At 73.9% G+C, this 15,627-nt stretch carries 10 protein-coding genes; 5 read left to right on the top strand and 5 right to left on the bottom strand.

The genetic code is table 11. The annotated features are described in order from the left end of the window. The first annotated feature begins 136 nt into the window (after positions 1-136). Genes ACWDXC_RS14740 through ACWDXC_RS14720 form a run of 5 tightly spaced genes read left to right on the top strand, consistent with a single transcriptional unit; the run spans position 137 to position 11,452 of the window. Positions 137-967, top strand: coding sequence for an ABC transporter ATP-binding protein (locus tag ACWDXC_RS14740; RefSeq protein ID WP_308125846.1), 831 nt, complete (start codon positions 137-139; stop codon positions 965-967). Then, positions 957-1,754: an ABC transporter permease gene (locus ACWDXC_RS14735; RefSeq protein ID WP_219507370.1), complete on the top strand. Its 798-nt coding sequence runs from the start codon at positions 957-959 to the stop codon at positions 1,752-1,754. The genes ACWDXC_RS14740 and ACWDXC_RS14735 overlap by 11 nt, the downstream gene beginning before the upstream one ends. Before the next feature lie 32 nt (positions 1,755-1,786). After that, complete coding sequence (locus ACWDXC_RS14730) at positions 1,787-6,475, top strand: SDR family NAD(P)-dependent oxidoreductase (RefSeq protein ID WP_449981670.1); 4,689 nt, start codon at positions 1,787-1,789, stop codon at positions 6,473-6,475. After that, positions 6,472-10,284 (top strand): SDR family NAD(P)-dependent oxidoreductase, encoded by a 3,813-nt coding sequence (locus ACWDXC_RS14725; protein WP_449981668.1) that lies wholly within the window; start codon positions 6,472-6,474, stop codon positions 10,282-10,284. The genes ACWDXC_RS14730 and ACWDXC_RS14725 overlap by 4 nt, the downstream gene beginning before the upstream one ends. A 7-nt stretch (positions 10,285-10,291) precedes the next feature. Then, positions 10,292-11,452, top strand: a complete 1,161-nt coding sequence (locus ACWDXC_RS14720) for an acyl-CoA dehydrogenase family protein (protein ID WP_219507376.1) — start codon at positions 10,292-10,294, stop codon at positions 11,450-11,452. On the opposite strand, the gene ACWDXC_RS14715 is transcribed toward ACWDXC_RS14720, so the two are convergent. From ACWDXC_RS14715 to ACWDXC_RS14695, 5 genes are all read right to left on the bottom strand, one after another. After that, the gene (locus ACWDXC_RS14715; protein WP_449981665.1) at positions 11,415-12,086 is read right to left on the bottom strand and encodes a 4'-phosphopantetheinyl transferase family protein; all 672 of its coding nucleotides are present in this window, start codon (positions 12,084-12,086) and stop codon (positions 11,415-11,417) included. The genes ACWDXC_RS14720 and ACWDXC_RS14715 overlap by 38 nt on opposite strands. 287 nt (positions 12,087-12,373) lie before the next feature. Then, on the bottom strand, positions 12,374-13,168 hold the full coding sequence (locus ACWDXC_RS14710; protein WP_449981663.1) for a thioesterase II family protein: 795 nt from the start codon (positions 13,166-13,168) through the stop codon (positions 12,374-12,376). 10 nt (positions 13,169-13,178) lie between these two features. After that, the gene (locus tag ACWDXC_RS14705) at positions 13,179-14,252 is read right to left on the bottom strand and encodes an HAD-IIIC family phosphatase (RefSeq protein WP_219507379.1); all 1,074 of its coding nucleotides are present in this window, start codon (positions 14,250-14,252) and stop codon (positions 13,179-13,181) included. Further along, positions 14,249-15,382 carry an acyl-CoA dehydrogenase family protein gene (locus ACWDXC_RS14700; RefSeq protein WP_449981661.1) on the bottom strand — a complete coding sequence of 378 codons (1,134 nt, stop codon included), beginning with the start codon at positions 15,380-15,382 and terminating at the stop codon, positions 14,249-14,251. Before ACWDXC_RS14700 ends, ACWDXC_RS14705 begins: the two co-directional genes overlap by 4 nt. Beyond that, the gene (locus ACWDXC_RS14695) at positions 15,379-15,627 is read right to left on the bottom strand and encodes an acyl carrier protein (protein ID WP_219507381.1); all 249 of its coding nucleotides are present in this window, start codon (positions 15,625-15,627) and stop codon (positions 15,379-15,381) included. Before ACWDXC_RS14695 ends, ACWDXC_RS14700 begins: the two co-directional genes overlap by 4 nt.

Raw genomic sequence — 15,627 nt, 5'->3', positions numbered from 1 at the left:
CAGCGCGGTGACCGGTTTTTCCGGCAACTAGCTGCCACCGGGCGGCCCGATATTTGTCGCTACCGTGAGACGAACATGGATTCAACCCCCACTCACCTGCTTATTCCATTGAATATGGGGAGGTGACACGTTGCTGGTGGCAACCGGCCTCGTCAAACGGTATGGCGAAATCCAGGCACTCGACGGATTCACGCTGAGCGTGGCCGCCGGAGAGATCGTCGGGCTTCTGGGACACAACGGCGCGGGCAAGACGACCTTCGTCGAGATCGTGTCGCACCTGATCCGCCAGGACGGCGGCACGGTGACCATCGACGGCAAGCCGCCCTCCGCCGTACGCGGCCAGGTCGGCGTGGCGCCCCAGCATCTCGCGCTCTATCCGTCGGCGACCGTCCGCGAGCACCTGGAACTGTACGGCAGGCTGTCCGGCCTGCGCCGGGCCGCGCTGAGCTCGGCCATCGACGACCTGGCGGTGATGCTGCGGCTCACCGACCTGATGGACCGCCGGGCCGGCAAGCTCTCGGGCGGCCAGCAGCGGCGCACGCAGGCCGCGACCGCGCTCGTGCACCGGCCCGCCCTGCTGCTCCTGGACGAGCCCACCGCGGGCGCCGACCTGGAGACCCGGCAGGCGATGCTCGACGTCGTCAAGCAGCGCGCCGGCGAGGGCGCGGCCGTCGTCTACACCACCCACTACCTGCCGGAGCTGACCGAGCTGCAGGCCACGATCGCGGTGGCGCGCGACGGCCGGGTCATCGCCCGCGGCACCTACGAGGAGCTGGCCAGGGACCTGCCGGGCGAGGTGCGGGTGACGCTGGAGGACGAGGAGGAGATCAGGATCTCCACCTCCGACCCGGCGGCGACGCTCATCGACCTGCTGCACCGCACCGACCGGCCGATCAGCTCGGTCGACGTGCGCAACGCCTCCCTGGACGACCTCTACCGATCCCTGGCGGTCCACGATGCTCCTTGACGTCTCACGTCCCGGCCCGGGCCGGCTCGGCTCCCTGCTCGGGTCCGCGCACCGCATCGGCGCCCTGGCCAGGCACAACATGACGCTGCGGCTGCGCGACCCGGGCCAGATGATCAGCTACGTGGCCATGCCGATGGTCCTCATGCTGGTGCTCAAGCCCCTGTACGTGCGGGCGCTGGACGGCGGCGCCACCCAGGTGGCCACCGGCCTCATGGTCATGTTCTCCGTCTTCGCGATCTCGCTGGCGGGCAACGCCATCCTGTCCGAGCGCACCTGGCGCACCTGGGACCGGCTGCGGGTGACCCGCGCCCCGGCCGCCGAGCTGCTCGTCGGCAAGACGCTGCCGCTGTTCGTGGTGATGGTCGCACAGCAGGCGATCCTGCTCGTCTACGGCTGCCTGGCGATCGGGCTGCCGGTGCCGTCGATGCCGCACCTGGTGTTCCTGGCGATCCTGATCTGGGCGTTCGCGCTGCTGGCGATCGGGGCGGCGCTGGCCACGCTGGTGCGCAGCCACGGCGAGCTCAGCGTCATCTCCGACGTGGGCGCGCTCACGCTCAGCTCGCTGGGCGGGGCGCTGGTCCCGCTGAGCCTCATGCCCGAATGGGCGCAGCTGGCCGCGCACGCGTCGCCCGGCTACTGGGCGCTGGTGATGATGCAGTCCGCGGTCGCCGGGGACGTGGCGGGGACGCTGCGCCCGGCGGGCGTCGTGCTGGCGATCGGCCTGCTGTCGGGCGTGTTCGCCGCCCGCAGGCTCGCCCGCGGCTGGGGCCGTGGCGGGCTGTTGTGAGTACCGCAACTCCAGTGAATAGAGGCAGGTTGATGGATCACGGACATTCACCGGGCGACATCGCGATCATCGGCATGGCCGGGCGCTTCCCCGGTGCGACCGACATCGGGACGTTCTGGCGCAACATCAGCACCGGCGTGGAGTCGTTCACGCGCTTCTCCGACGAGGACCTGATCAGCGCGGGCGTCGACCCGGCCACGTTCCAGCAGCCGAACTACGTCAGGTCGCGGCCGATCCTGGACGACATCCGCGGCTTCGACGCGGGGTTCTTCGGCTACAACCCGCGCGAGGCCACGCTCGCCGACCCGCAGCAGCGCATCTTCCTGGAGTGCGTGTGGGAGGCGCTGGAGACGGCCGGGTACGCCGCCCCCGAGAACCGCGGCAGCGTCGGCGTGTTCGCCGGCATGAACATCAGCGGCTACCTGCTGACCCGGCTCAGGGCGTTCGAGATGGGCATCGACACCTCCGCCCTGATGATCGGCAACGACAAGGACTCGCTGGCCACGAACGTCTCCTTCCGCCTCGACCTGAACGGGCCCAGCATCGCGGTGCAGACGTTCTGCTCCACGTCGCTGGTCGCGGTGCACCTGGCGAGCGAGAGCCTGCGCCGGGGCGAGTGCGACATGGCGCTGGCCGGCGGCGTGTCGGTGCGCATCCCGGACCGGATCGGCTACCTGTGGGAGGAGGGCGGCCAGGAGTCGCCCGACGGGCACGTGCGCACGTTCGACGCCGAGGGCCGGGGCAGCATGTTCGGCGACGGCGCCGCGGTCGTGACGCTCAAGCGCCTCTCCGACGCGGTCGCCGACCGCGACACGGTCTTCGCCGTGCTGCGCGCCTCGGCGATCAACAACGACGGCGCGATGAAGTTCAGCTACCTGGCGCCCAGCATCGACGGCCAGCGTCGCTGCGTGTCGTCGGCGCTGGCGCGCGCGGGCGTCGACCCGGCCGACATCTCCTACGTGGAGGCGCACGGCACCGCGACCGAGGTCGGCGACCCGATGGAGGTGGCGGCGCTGACCCGGGCGTTCGGCGAGACCGAGCGCAAGCAGTACTGCGTGCTCGGCTCGATCAAGCCGAACGTCGGCCACCTGGACCGGGCCTCCGGCGTGACCGGGCTCATCAAGGTCGTCCAGTCGCTGCGCAACGAGCTGATCCCCGGCACGCTGCACTACCGCTCCCCCAACCCCGAGATCGACTTCGCCGCCAGCCCGTTCCGCGTCACCGCCGAGCCGACGCCGTGGCCGCGCAGCGACGAGCGGCCGCGCATCGCGGGCATCAGCTCGCTGGGCATGGGCGGCACGAACGCGCACGCGATCGTCACCGAGGCGCCGCTGCCCGCCGAGCGGCCGGCCCGCCCGCACCGCTGGCAGATCCTGCCGGTGTCGGCCCGCTCGGCCGCCGCCGCCGAACGCTCCTGCGCCCGCCTGGCCGAGCACCTGACCGCCACGGCCGACGACCTGGCCGACGTGGCGTTCACGCTCCAGGCCGGCCGCAAGGTGTTCAACCACCGCAAGGTCGTGGTCGCCGACTCGGCCGGGCAGGCGGCGGAGCTGCTGGCCGACCCGGCCGGGCCGCTGGGCCGTACGGACGCGACGGTCGGCCGCAAGGTCGGCTTCCTCATCGCCGGCGTCGGCGAGCAGTACCCGGGCATGGTGGCCTCCCTCTACGCCGAGGACGCGGGCTTCCGCGCGGACGTGGACGAGTGCCTGGCCGTGCTCGGGCTCACCGGCCCCGAGCAGCTCTCGGACGTGTTCGCGCCCGCCGGGCCCGCCGCGGAGCAGGAGAGCGACCTGGCCCGGCTGCTGGGCCGGGCCACGGGCGGCGCGCCGCGCTCCACGACGGACGCGCACCTGGTTCAGCCCGCCGTGTTCGTCGCCGAGTACGCGCTGGCGCGCCGGCTCATGCGGTGGGGGCTGACCCCCGAGATCATGATCGGCTACAGCCTGGGCGAGTACGTCGCCGCCTGCCTGGCGGGCGTGCTGTCGCTGCCCGACGCGCTGCGGCTGGTCGCCTACCGGGCCAAGCTCATCACCTCCCAGCCCGAGGGCGCGATGCTGGCCGTCTCGGCGAACGAGCGGCGCCTGGCCGCGCTGCTCGGCGACGACGGCATGCGCGAGCTGGACGTGGCCGTGCGGGCGGGCTCCCAGCTCGTGCTGGCCGGGCCGGTGGACGCGGTCGAGGCGGCCGCGGCCCGCCTGCTGGAGGCCAAGATCGGCCACCGGCGGCTGGAGACCACGCACGCCTTCCACTCGCGGATGCTCGCGCCGGTCGCCGCCGAGCTGACCGCGTGGATCGCCGACAACATCACGCTGCGCCCGCCCGCGCTGCCGTACCTGAGCAACGTGACGGGGGCGCTCGCGACCGGGCAGGACGTGACCGACCCCGGCTACTGGGCGCGTCACATGTGCGAGACCGTCGAGTTCGGGGCGGGCCTGGACCACGTGCTGGGCATCCCGGAGCTGGCGCTGGCCGAGATCGGGCCCGGCCAGTCGCTGGGCGCGCTGACGCGCGGCCACCCGGCCTGCGAGCGCGGCCGCTGGCCGCTCATCGTCACCACGCTGCCCGCCGCCGGCGACACGCAGGACGCGGGCGCGGCGCTGGCCACGGCGGTGGCCAAGCTGTGGCTGACCGGCGTGCCGGTCGACTGGGCGGCGCTGCACGAGGGCTGGACGCCCGGCCGTGTCCCGCTGCCGTCCTACCCGTTCGAGCACCAGGACTACTGGCTGGAGATCGACGAGTCGGCGCTGGGCGGCGGCGGTGGCGCGGCGGCGTTCGACGAGAGCGACCCGAAGAGCATCGCCAAGGCCTACCCCCGGCTGCCGGACACGCGGTGGATCCACGCGCCCGTCTGGCGCGAGACCACGACCCGCCCGCCGGTGGCCGAGGAGGCGTCCCGCTGGCTCGTCTACACCGACGACGGCGCCGCGGACGCGCTGGCCGCGCCGCTGCTGGCGCACCTGGCGGCGACCGGCCGCGAGGCGGTGCTGGTGCGGCCGGGCGAGGAGTTCTCCAGCGGCCCGGACGGGCTGCGGGTGCGGCCCGGCTCGCCCGAGGACGCCGTCTCGGCGCTGCGCGAGCTGACCGGCCGCGACTGGACGCCCGAACGGGTCGTGCACCTGTGGAACGCCGGCGGCGAGCGGCCCATCGGCGAGAGCCTGCGGCGCGGCCTGCACACGCTGGTCGCCTTCGCCCGCGCCTCCGGCGACCTGGGGCTGCCCGGCTGGAGCCTGGACATCGTCACCACCGGCGCGCACCGCGTGCACCCGGGCGACCGCGTCGACGCCGCGAGCGGCACCCTGCTCGGCCCGACCCGGCTGATCCCCGTCGAGTACCCCAAGGCCCGCACCCGGCTGATCGACCTCGACCCCGGCTCGGTCACGGCCGCGCTGCTCGCCGAGCTGCGCGCCGACCCGGCCGACCAGGTGGTCGCGCTGCGCGGCGGCCGCCGCTGGATCCCCGACTACGAGGTGCTCGACGCCGCCGTCATCGACGCGGCCGAGCCCGCGGCGCGCGTCCGCGAGGGCGGCGTGTACCTGGTCACCGGCGGGCTCGGCGGCATCGGCCTGGCGATGGCCGAGAGGCTGGCCGAGCAGTACCGGGCGCGGCTGGTGCTGCTCGGCCGCACCCCCGTGCCGCCCCGCGAGGAGTGGGAGTCGATCCTGGCCGCCGGGAACGCCGCGGGCGAGGTCCGCAGGCGGCTGGAGGGCCTGCGCCGCCTGGAGGCGGCCGGCTCGGCCGTGCTCACCGTCGCGGGCGACGTCTCCCGCGTGGAGGACGTACGCCGCGCCGTCGACGCGGCGGTGGAGCGGTTCGGCGAGCTCAACGGCGTCCTGCACTGCGCGGGCGTGCCGGCGGTCGGCCTCATGCAGTTCAAGACCGTCGCCGACATGGACCGGGTGCTGGCGCCGAAGGTGGCAGGCACGCTGGCGCTGGCCGAGGTGCTGCGCGAGCGGCCGGTGGACTTCCTGGCGCTGTTCTCGTCCACGACGTCGGCGACCGGCGGCGGCGCGGGCCAGGTGGACTACTGCGCGGCGAACGCGTTCCTGGACTCCTTCGCGCTCAGCGACCCGCTGCCCGGCGTGACCGTCACCTCCATCGACTGGTGCGAGTGGACGTGGAACGGCTGGACCGACGGGCTCGACAACTACGACGAGGGCTCCCGGCAGTACTTCGAGTGGTACCGGGAGAACTTCGGCCTCACCTTCGACCAGGGCTGGCAGACGCTGCTGCGGGCGCTGGCCAGCGGCGAGCGGCACGTGGTCGCGTCCACGCAGGACTTCGCGCCGATGGTGGCGATGAGCCGCCGCTCGTCGATCGAGAGCCACCAGGCGACGGTGAAGAAGATCCGCGACGCCTTCGGCCGGCACCCGAGGCCCGACCTGTCGACCGCCTACGTCGAGCCGCAGTCGCCCGCCGAGGAGGCCATCGCCCAGGTGTGGATCGAGGCGCTGGGCCTGGAGCAGGTCGGCGTGCACGACAACTTCTTCGAGCTCGGCGGCAACTCGCTGCTCGGCATGGAGATCATCGCCGAGGTGCGCAAGGCGCTGGAGCTGTCCTACCTGCCGCCGCACATCCTCTACCAGGCCCCGACGATCAGTTCGCTGGCCGAGGCGGCCAGGGCGGGCGAGGAGGCGGGCGAGCAGCCGGCCGAGGCCCGCGAGCAGCAGCGGTCCAGGATCGCGCAGCGGCGCAACATGCTCAGGAGCGGAAGGACATCATGACCGGAACCGACTACGACTCCGCGGTCGCGCTGATCGGCATGTCCGGGCGCTTCCCGGGCGCCTCGGGCGTCGCCGAGCTGTGGGACAACCTGCTGGCGGGCGTCAAGGGCCTGCGGACGATCACCGACGAGGAGCTGCGCGAGGCCGGGGTGGACCCGGGCACGCTGGCCGACCCGCGCTACGTGCGCGTCGGCGGCCCGCTGGACGGGCTCGACCGGTTCGACGCCGGGGTGTTCGGCATCAACCCGCGCGAGGCCGAGACGATGGACCCGCAGCACCGGCTGTTCCTGGAGTGCTCGTGGGAGGCGCTGGAGGGCGCCGGCTACTGCCCGACGGACGTGCCCGGCCAGGTCGCCGTGTTCGGCGGCTGCGGCTTCCCCGACTACGTCGTGCAGAACATCCAGCACCTCACCTCGCAGCCGGGCGGCGCGCTGCTCATGGCCGTCGGCAACGAGCGCGACTCGCTGGCCTCGCTGGTCTCCTACAAGCTGGGGCTGCGCGGGCCGTCGGTGTCGGTGCAGACGTTCTGCTCGACGTCGCTGGTGGCCGTGCACCTGGCGTGCCAGAGCCTGCTCACCTACGAGTGCGACGTGGCCGTGGCGGGCGGCGCGTTCACGCCGCTCCCCCAGCCCGCCGGCTACCTGTACGAGCAGGGCGGCATCATGTCGCCCGACGGGCGGGTGCGCAGCTTCGACGCCGAGGCGGGCGGCACGGTCATGGGCAGCGGCGCGGGCGCGGTGGCGCTCAAGCGCATGTCCGACGCGCTGGCCGACGGCGACGTGATCCACGCGGTGATCCTCGGGTCGGCCTCCAACAACGACGGCCGGCTGCGCGCCGGCTACACGGCGCCGGGCGTGGACGGCCAGGCCGAGGTGATCGAGTCGGCGCTCGGCGTGGCCGGGGTCAAGCCGGAGACCGTCGGCTACGTCGAGTGCCACGCGACCGGCACCATGCTGGGCGACTCGATCGAGCTGGCGGCGATGAGCCGGGTGTTCACGCAGGCCGGGCAGACGCCGACGGTGCTGGGGTCGGTCAAGCCGAGCCTCGGCCACCTCGACCGCGCCTCCGGCGTCACCGGGCTGATGCGGGCCGCGCTCGTCCTCAAGCACGAGCTGCTGCCGGGCACGCCCGGCTACGAGACGCCGAACCCGGCACTGGCGTCGGCGCGCGACCGCTTCACCGTGCTGACCGAGAACCGGCCCTGGCCGGAGGGCCCGCACCCGCGCCGGGCCGGGGTGAGCTCGTTCGGGCTCGGCGGCACCAACGCGCACGTGGTGATGGAGCAGGCGCCGCCCCGGCCGGAGCGGCCCGCCAGGCCCGGCCCGCACCTGCTGGTGTTCTCCGCCGCCGACGACCAGGCGCTGACGGACCTGACCGAGCGGCTGCGCCGGCACCTGACCGGCGACCGCTCCGACCTGGCGGACGTGGCGTTCACGCTGCAGGTGTCGCGGGGCGCGTTCGCGCTGCGCCGCGCCGTCGTCTGCCGCGACCGCGACGACGCGCTCGCCGCGCTGGCCGACCCGTCCCGCTGGATCGACGGCAAGACCCAGCGGCGCAACCCCAAGGTACGGCTGGCCGCGCCGGAGGACGGGACCCCGGACTCCTGGTGGGCGGAGCTGCGCGCGGCGGCGTCCTCGGTGCTCGGCCAGCCCGCCCCGGCGGGGACGGCGGGACGGGACGAGGCGCTGAGCGCGCTGGCCGGCGGGCTGACGGGGATCGGCGTCCAGGTCGTCGACGGCGACGCGCAGGCCGTGGAGCTGACGGTGGCCCCCGAGGAGGGCGTGGACGCCGCCTCGTGGCTGCTGTCGGCGCTGGCGCGGCTCTGGCTGGCCGGCAGCGTCGTCGACTGGGCCAAGCTGCACGGCGGCGAGGGGCGGCGCGTCGAGCTGCCGACCTACCCGTTCCAGCGGCGCAGGTTCTGGGTCAAGCCGCCCACCGGGCAGCAGCGCCAGCCGGCGGGCGAGGGCAAGACGTTCGACCGGTCGCGGTGGACCCACCTGCCGTCGTGGAAGCAGCGCCCGCTGCCCGCCGAAGGGCTCGACGAGCGGCTGCGCGAGGCCGGGCCGTGGCTGGTGCTCACCGCCGACAGGCGCGGCGAGGCCCTGGTCGAGCGGCTGACGCGGGCCGGGGCCGAGGTGACCGCCGTGCGCGACGGCGACCGGTTCGAGCAGCACGACGACGGCAGCTTCACCATCCGCTCCGGCAAGGCCGGCGACCTCGCCGAACTGCTGTACTCGCTGGTCGTCAGCCCGCGCGCGATCGTGCACGGCTTCAGCCTGGCCGCCGCCGAGCGCGGACCCGGCGCCGACCCGGTGGCGCACTTCGCCGCCGAACAGGACCGCGGCTTCTACTCGGCGCTGGAGCTGGCCCGCGAGCTCGTCGACAACACCGGGTCCGCGCCCCGGGCGGAGCTGGTCCTGCTCACCTCCCACGCGGTGAACGTCGCCGGGGCCGAGCTGCGCCACCCCGAGCACGCCACGCTGGCGGCGCTCGCCCCCAGCCTCCAGCAGGAGAACCCGCGCCTGCGCTGCCGCCACGTCGACCTCGACGACCTGGGCGACCTGGGCGACCTGGCCGGCGGGGTGGAGGCCGCGCTGGCCGCGGCCGTCTGCGAGCACGAGGGCCCGATGGCCGTGCGCGCGGGCGAGACGTGGCTGCGCCACTACGAGCCGTTCCCGATCGCCGAGCCGGACCCGGCGCGGCGGCCGTTCCGCGACGGCGACACCGTCCTGATCACCGGCGGCCTCGGCGACGTCGGGCTCGTCCTGTCCCGCCACCTGGCCGACGCGTACGGCTGCCGGCTGGTGCTAACCGGCCGCTCCCCGCTGCCGCCCCGGCAGGAGTGGGACGCCTACCTGGCCGACGTGCCGCCCGGCGGCGAGCGGACCGCCCGCCACATCCGCAACATCCGCGACCTGGAGAGCCGGGGCGCGACAGTGCTGGCGCTGTCGGCCGACGTGGCCGACGAGGAGCGCATGCGCGCCGTCGTGGCCGAGGCGGTCGAGCGGTTCGGCGGCATCGACGTCGTCGTGCACGGCGCCGGCGTGCAGGACGGCGCCTACTTCAACTTCGCCCACCTGATGGACCGCCAGCAGTGCGACGCCCACCTGGCGGCCAAGGTGACCGGGTTCCACGTGCTGCAGAAGGTGCTCGGCGACCACTGCCCGGACCGGCGCATCACGCTGTCGTCCATCGCGGCCGTGCTCGGCGGCATGACGCTCGGCCCGTACGCCGCCGCCAACGCCGCGCTCGACGCGTACGTGCGGGTGGCCCGCACCAGCGGCGGCGGGCGGTGGGTCACGGTCGACTGGGACACCTGGAACATCGACCCCGACCGGGTCGCCGGCCACAGCGGCGCCGTCGTCGACTACGCGATGACGCCCGCCGAGGGCGTGGACGTGTTCGAGCGGGCGCTGTCGGCCGCCGGGCACGCCGGCCACTTCGTCATCTCGACGGGCTCCCTGGACGCCCGTATCGCCCAGTGGGTCACCGGCGACATCCACGAGGCCGGCGACGACGATGACGACCAGGAGCGGCACCCGCGCCCCGAGCTGAACAACGCCTACGTGGAGCCGCGCGAGGGCACCGAGGCCACGCTGGCCGCGATCTGGTCCCGCGTGCTCGGCATCGACCCGATCGGCGCCCTGGACAACTTCTTCGAGCTCGGCGGGCATTCGCTGCTGGCCATCGAGCTCACCACCCGCGTCCGCAAGGCGCTGAACGCGTCGGTGCCGGTCACCGGCCTGCTGGAGTGCCCGACGGTGCGCCAGCTCGCCGAGCTGCTCGACGCCCGCGACGAACAGGAGTGAGCGACCCATGAAGCAGCCCGCGTACCTGAGGACCGTGCAGGGGTTCGCCCGCCGCGAGCTGGCGGGCAAGGACGCGTACCTGGACTCGCTGGCCGAGGCGCCGCTGCCGCTGTACGAGCGGTTCGGCGCCACCGGCCTGGCCAACTGGTGGCTGCCCAAGGAGGCGGGCGGGCCCGGCCTCGGGCTGGAGGAGAGCGTGCGCATCACCGCCGAGCTCGCCTACGCCGACGCCGGGGTGGCCTTCACCCTGTTCATCCCGATCCTGACCACGAGCATGGTGACGTGGTACGGCGGCGAGGAGCTCGCCAAACGCCACCTCGGCGACCTCGTGGCGACCAACGGCTTCGCCGCCACCCTCGGCAGCGAGCACGCCGCGGGCAGCGAGCTGGCCAGGATCACCACGACCGCGCGCACCGAGGGCGGCGACGTCGTCCTCGACGGGACCAAGGCGTTCTCCACCAACACCGACTTCGCCCGCTTCCTCGTCGTCGTGGCGCGCGCCCAGGACGACCCGGCCGGCTACCTGGCCGTGCTGGTGCCGCGCGACACGCCCGGCATCACCGTCGACAAGCGCTGGGACGTGATCGGGCTGCGCTCGTCGGCGACCTACCAGGTGTCGCTGTCGGGCGTCCGCGTCCCGGCCGCGAACGTGCTGCGCGGCAACGGGCTGCGGCTGCTGGAGGTGGGGCTGAACGCCAGCCGCATCCTCATCGCGGCCACCGCCCTCGGCATCGCCCGGCGGGTGCGTGACGTGTGCATGGAGTACGGCGCCGCCAAGACCGTCAAGGGGGCGCCGCTGACCGGCAACGCCGTGTTCGCGAGCCGGCTCGGGCAGATGGAGATGCAGATCGAGGTCATGGCCAACCAGTGCCTGGCGGCGGCGCGCGCCTACGACGCCATCGCCGCCCGGCCGGACGCGGGCGAGGAGTTCCTGCGGCTCGGCACGCTCAAGCAGGCGCTGACGGCGAAGATGTTCTGCGGGCAGACGGGGTGGCAGATCGCCTCGACCGCGTCGGAGATGTTCGGCGGGCTCGGCTACACGCACGAGTCCGTCATCGGCAAGCTGCTGCGGGACATGCGGTACGTGTCGATCGTCGAGGGCGGCGACGACGTGCTGCGCGAGCTGGTGTTCAGCCGGTACGTGGTGCCGGTGTCCAAGCGGTCGTGACCACCACGGCGGCACGATAGCCCGGGGCCACGTCCAGCGGGTGGGCGTGGCACTCGGGGAAGCGCGAGGAGCGTGACAGCACGGTGGCGTGCGTCGCGCTCCTTTCGCGTACGACGACGTCGCTCAGGGCGGCCAGGCCGGCGCCGGACGCCTTCACGTACGCCTCCTTGACGGTCCACAGGCGGAAGAACGCGTCCGGGCCCTCGGCGCGCACGCGGTCGGCCTCCTCGGGCTGGTAGAAGCGCCGGGCGAGGGCCAGGTGGTCGGCGTCGGCGCGGACGCGCTCCACGTCGACGCCCACGCGGCCGCCCGGCGGGGCGACGGCGACGAGCGCCCAGCCGCCGGAGTGCGACAGGTTGAAGTCCGGCCCGCCGCCGTCCGCCAGGCACGGCCGCCCGGCCTCGTCCCGGCCGAACCCGAGCCCCGCCGGGTCGGCGCCGCGTGCCCGCCCCAGGATGGCGCGCAGCGCCGCGTGCGCCACCACGTAACGGCGGCGCTCCCCGCCGTCCGCGAACGCCAGCGCGCGCTCGCGCTCCTCCTGGGACAGCAGCCGCCACCCCCGGGCCGCGTCCGGCCGGTCCAGATCGACCCGCCACACCCGCACCCCGCCGCCGGGAACCCCCACCGGCGACACCCGCGCCTCCACCCCTCCCGCAGCGGAAAGCGTGCGGGCGGAAAGGGTGCGGGCGGAAAGGGTGCGGCCCACTCCGCCGGGAACCCCCACCGGCGACACCCGCGTCTCCACGCCGGCGTCCCCGGCGTCCCCGGAAAGAGCGGGCCCGGAAAGGGCGGGCCCGGAAAGGGCGGGCCCCCGCACGGCGGCGCGCGACCTCGGGAGGGTGCGCGGCGTGCGGGGGCCGGAGGGTTCGGCGGACGCAGTGGGGGGTGGGGCCGGCGGGTCCCCCCAGACCCGCCGGCTGGTCACACCCACGGGCGCAGCGCCTGGGCGACGAGGCGGTGCGTGCGCGCCGCCTGCTCGAAGACGGCGAAGTGGCCGCCGTCGAACGGGTGCAGCGCGAACGGGGCGGCCGTCTGGTCGCGCCAGCGCGCCACCTTCTCCGGCGCGACCCGGGGGTCCGACGCGCTGGGCAGCGCCGAGATCGGCACGTCCAGCGGCGGCTCCTCCTCGTACACGTACGTCTCCTTGACGGTGAAGTCCGCCTGGACGGCCGGCAGGATCATCGCCAGCGCCTCCGGGTCGGACAGCAGCCACTCGGGCGTCCCGCCGAGCCGGCGCAGCAGGGCGACGACCTCGGGCCCGCTCATCCCGCGCACCGGCGGGCCGGGCTCGTAGGTGACGTGCGGGGCGTCGGCGCCGGAGACGAACAGGTGCACCGGCTCCGGCCCGCCGCGCCGCCGGACCTCCCGGACGAGCTCGAAGGCCACCAGCCCGCCGAGGCTGTGCCCGTACAGGGCGTAGCGGCGGCCGGCGGCCGACAGCTCGACGTCGGCGAGCACCACGTCGGCCAGGTCGGAGACGAGCTCCGGCATGCTCAGGTACGGCGGCTCCTTGTGCCGCCCCTCCCGGCCTGGCGGCTGCACCGGCTGGACGGCGACGCCCGGGAGCTTGCGCTGCCACAGCCGGAACGCCGAGGCGGCGCCGCCGGCGTGGGGCAGGCAGTAGAGCGGCAGCGCCCCCGGCTCGGCCCCGGTGAGCGTCCGGAACGGCAGCCAGCGGACGAGCACGTCGTCGCTGGTCAGATCATGGACGGTCATGGTCGGTCCCTCATTCGGCGATCTCCAGCTTCACGTAGGCGGGAGGCGGCTGCACGGCGTCCAGGTCGGCCTCCAGCACCACCTGCGCGCCGTCGCGGCTCACCTCCCTGAACCCGGCGAAGGCGTACGTGATCTGCATCATGCGGTTGCGGCCGGTCTCCACGAAGTCGGCGCGGACGGCGACGCCCGCCTCGGCCGCCAGCCGCAGGATGTGGTTGAGCAGCACCATCCCCACGCCGCGTGACATGACCCGGCACGACATGAGCATCATGCACAGCCGCCAGCTCTTCTCCTCCTTCTCCACCAGGGCCAGCCCGATCTTTCCGTAGCTGCCGAACCTGTCGGTGAGCGAGGCGACGAGGAGCAGGTGGTCGGGTGACTCGCGCAGCGCGTCGAGCTCGTCGTAGGAGTAGGTGCGGCCGGTGGAGTTGAGCTGGTTGGTGCGGACGGTCAGCTCCTCGGCCCGCTGCAGGTCCTCCCGGCGAGCGGGCGCGATGGTGAACGTCATGCCGAGCCCGGCGAGGAACTCCTCGCTGGTGCCGACGAACTCCTGCTCCAGCTCGTCCCTGGCGATCTGGCCCTGGTACATGGCGCGCCGCTGGGCCGACTCGTCGGTGACGAACCGGGGCCGGAACTCGGGCCTGGCCAGCGCCTCCTCCAGGTCCAGGATGTCGACGCAGGTGACGTCGGGCACCTCGTGGGCGACCTCGGCGCGTTCGAACTCCTGGTCGTCGACGAAGGCGAACGCGTCCAGGCCGAGGTTGAGCGCCTTGGCGATGACCTTGATGGACTCCGACTTGGCGTTCCAGTTGATCTGCGGGTGCAGGAACATGTCCTCCAGCCCGAGCTCGCGCAGCTTGGCCATGGCCGTGTCGTGGTCGTTCTTGCTGGCGACGGAGTGCAGCACGCCCTTGCGGTCGAGCTCGTGGATGCGCTCGACCACGGCGGGGCGCACGGTGACGTCGCCGTCCTCCAGCAGGACGCCGTTCCACAGCGTGTTGTCGAGGTCCCACACGATGCACTTGATGCGGCCGCGGGCGGGCTTGGCGGGCAGCGCGCCTGGCCGCTCGGTGGTCACGGTCATCTGGTCGTCTCCCGTTCTGCCTGGCCGGCGATGGTGATCCGCTGGACCTCGTTGCTGCCTTCGATGATCTCCATGACCTTGGCGTCACGGTAGAAGCGCGCCACCGGGGAGCCGGGTGCGCAGCCGCTGGCGCCGTGGATCTGGACGGCCTCGGAGGCGTGCCTGGCCGCGGCGGTGGAGGCGAAGTACTTCGCCACCCAGGTGGCCATGATCGTGGCGGACTCGCCGGCGTCCTTGAGCCGGCCGGCCTCGGCGACGAGCAGCCGGGCCGCCCGCGCGTCGGTGACCATGTCGGAGAGCTTGGCCTGGATGAGCGGCAGCTCGGCCAGGGGCCGGCCGCCGACCTCGCGGCGGGCGGCGTAGTCGGCCGACGCCTCCAGGCACGCCTGGACGATGCCGAGCGACCCGGCGGCGACGCTGTAGCGGCCCAGGTCGAGGGTGCCGGTGAGGACCATGCCGGCGGTGAACCCGCTCGGGCCGAGCAGCGCGTCGGGGCCGAGGGCGACGTCGGCGAACGTGATCGTCGCCAGCATGGAGGCGCGGGTGCCGAGCATGTCGTCGATCGGCGTGACCGTCACGCCCGGCGTGTCCCTCGGCACCAGGAAGGCGCCGATGCTGGTGGCGGTGCGGGCGAAGACGAGGAACACGTCGGCCCGCTGGCCGCCGGTCGTCCACGTCTTCACCCCGTCGATCACCCAGCCGTCGCCCGTCTGGGTGGCGGTGGTGGTGATGCCGGCGGCGTCGCTGCCGGCGCCGGGCTCCGACAGGCAGAACGCGCCGAGCGCGTCCCCGGCGGCGAGCGGCGCCGACCAGCGCTCGCGCTGCGCGTCGGTGCCCCAGCGGCGCAGCGTCCACGACACCATCGTGTGCACGGTCAGCAGGCTGCGCAGCGACGAGCAGCCCCGGCCCACCTCCTCGTGCACCTCGCCGAGCGTGACCATGTCCATCGACAGCGGGTCCCACAGCCCGGCTTCGGCGGCCCGTCGCAGCAGGTCCTCGGGGACGCGCCCGCTGCTGTCGTAGGCGTCGGCGTACGGCACGACGTGGGTGTCCACGAACGCGCGGGCCGAGCTGCGGCCGGTGACGGGGGCGGCGCCCGCCGGAGCGGGCGCCGTGCTGGTGAGGGTCACGCGACGGCCAGGTCGGAGGTGAGCCGCGCCACCAGCGCGGACATGGCGTCGGCGGTGCGGAAGTTGTCGATGCGCAGCTCCTCGTTGGGGATGGTGACGCCGAACGTCTTCTCGACGAACATGACGAGCTCCATGGCGAACAGGGAGTTGACGAAGCCGAGCGCGAAGATGTCCTGCGACTCGTCGATCTCCGCCTGCGGGTACCGGCCGCGGATGAAGTCGAGGATCTGGGTCTTGCTGGACAT

Source organism: Nonomuraea sp. NPDC003214, assembly GCF_053590035.1.
This window is presented reverse-complemented; position numbering and strand designations above follow the sequence as displayed.

What these genes read in the sequence shown, in the direction of transcription:
- ACWDXC_RS14735 (WP_219507370.1), top strand. Translation starts at nt 957, where the DNA reads ATGCTCCTTGACGTCTCACGTCCCGGCCCGGGCCGGCTCGGCTCCCTG.
- ACWDXC_RS14730 (WP_449981670.1), top strand. Translation starts at nt 1,787, where the DNA reads ATGGATCACGGACATTCACCGGGCGACATCGCGATCATCGGCATGGCC.
- ACWDXC_RS14725 (WP_449981668.1), top strand. Translation starts at nt 6,472, where the DNA reads ATGACCGGAACCGACTACGACTCCGCGGTCGCGCTGATCGGCATGTCC.
- ACWDXC_RS14720 (WP_219507376.1), top strand. Translation starts at nt 10,292, where the DNA reads ATGAAGCAGCCCGCGTACCTGAGGACCGTGCAGGGGTTCGCCCGCCGC.
- ACWDXC_RS14710 (WP_449981663.1), bottom strand. Translation starts at nt 13,168, where the DNA reads ATGACCGTCCATGATCTGACCAGCGACGACGTGCTCGTCCGCTGGCTG.
- ACWDXC_RS14705 (WP_219507379.1), bottom strand. Translation starts at nt 14,252, where the DNA reads ATGACCGTGACCACCGAGCGGCCAGGCGCGCTGCCCGCCAAGCCCGCC.
- ACWDXC_RS14695 (WP_219507381.1), bottom strand. Translation starts at nt 15,627, where the DNA reads ATGTCCAGCAAGACCCAGATCCTCGACTTCATCCGCGGCCGGTACCCG.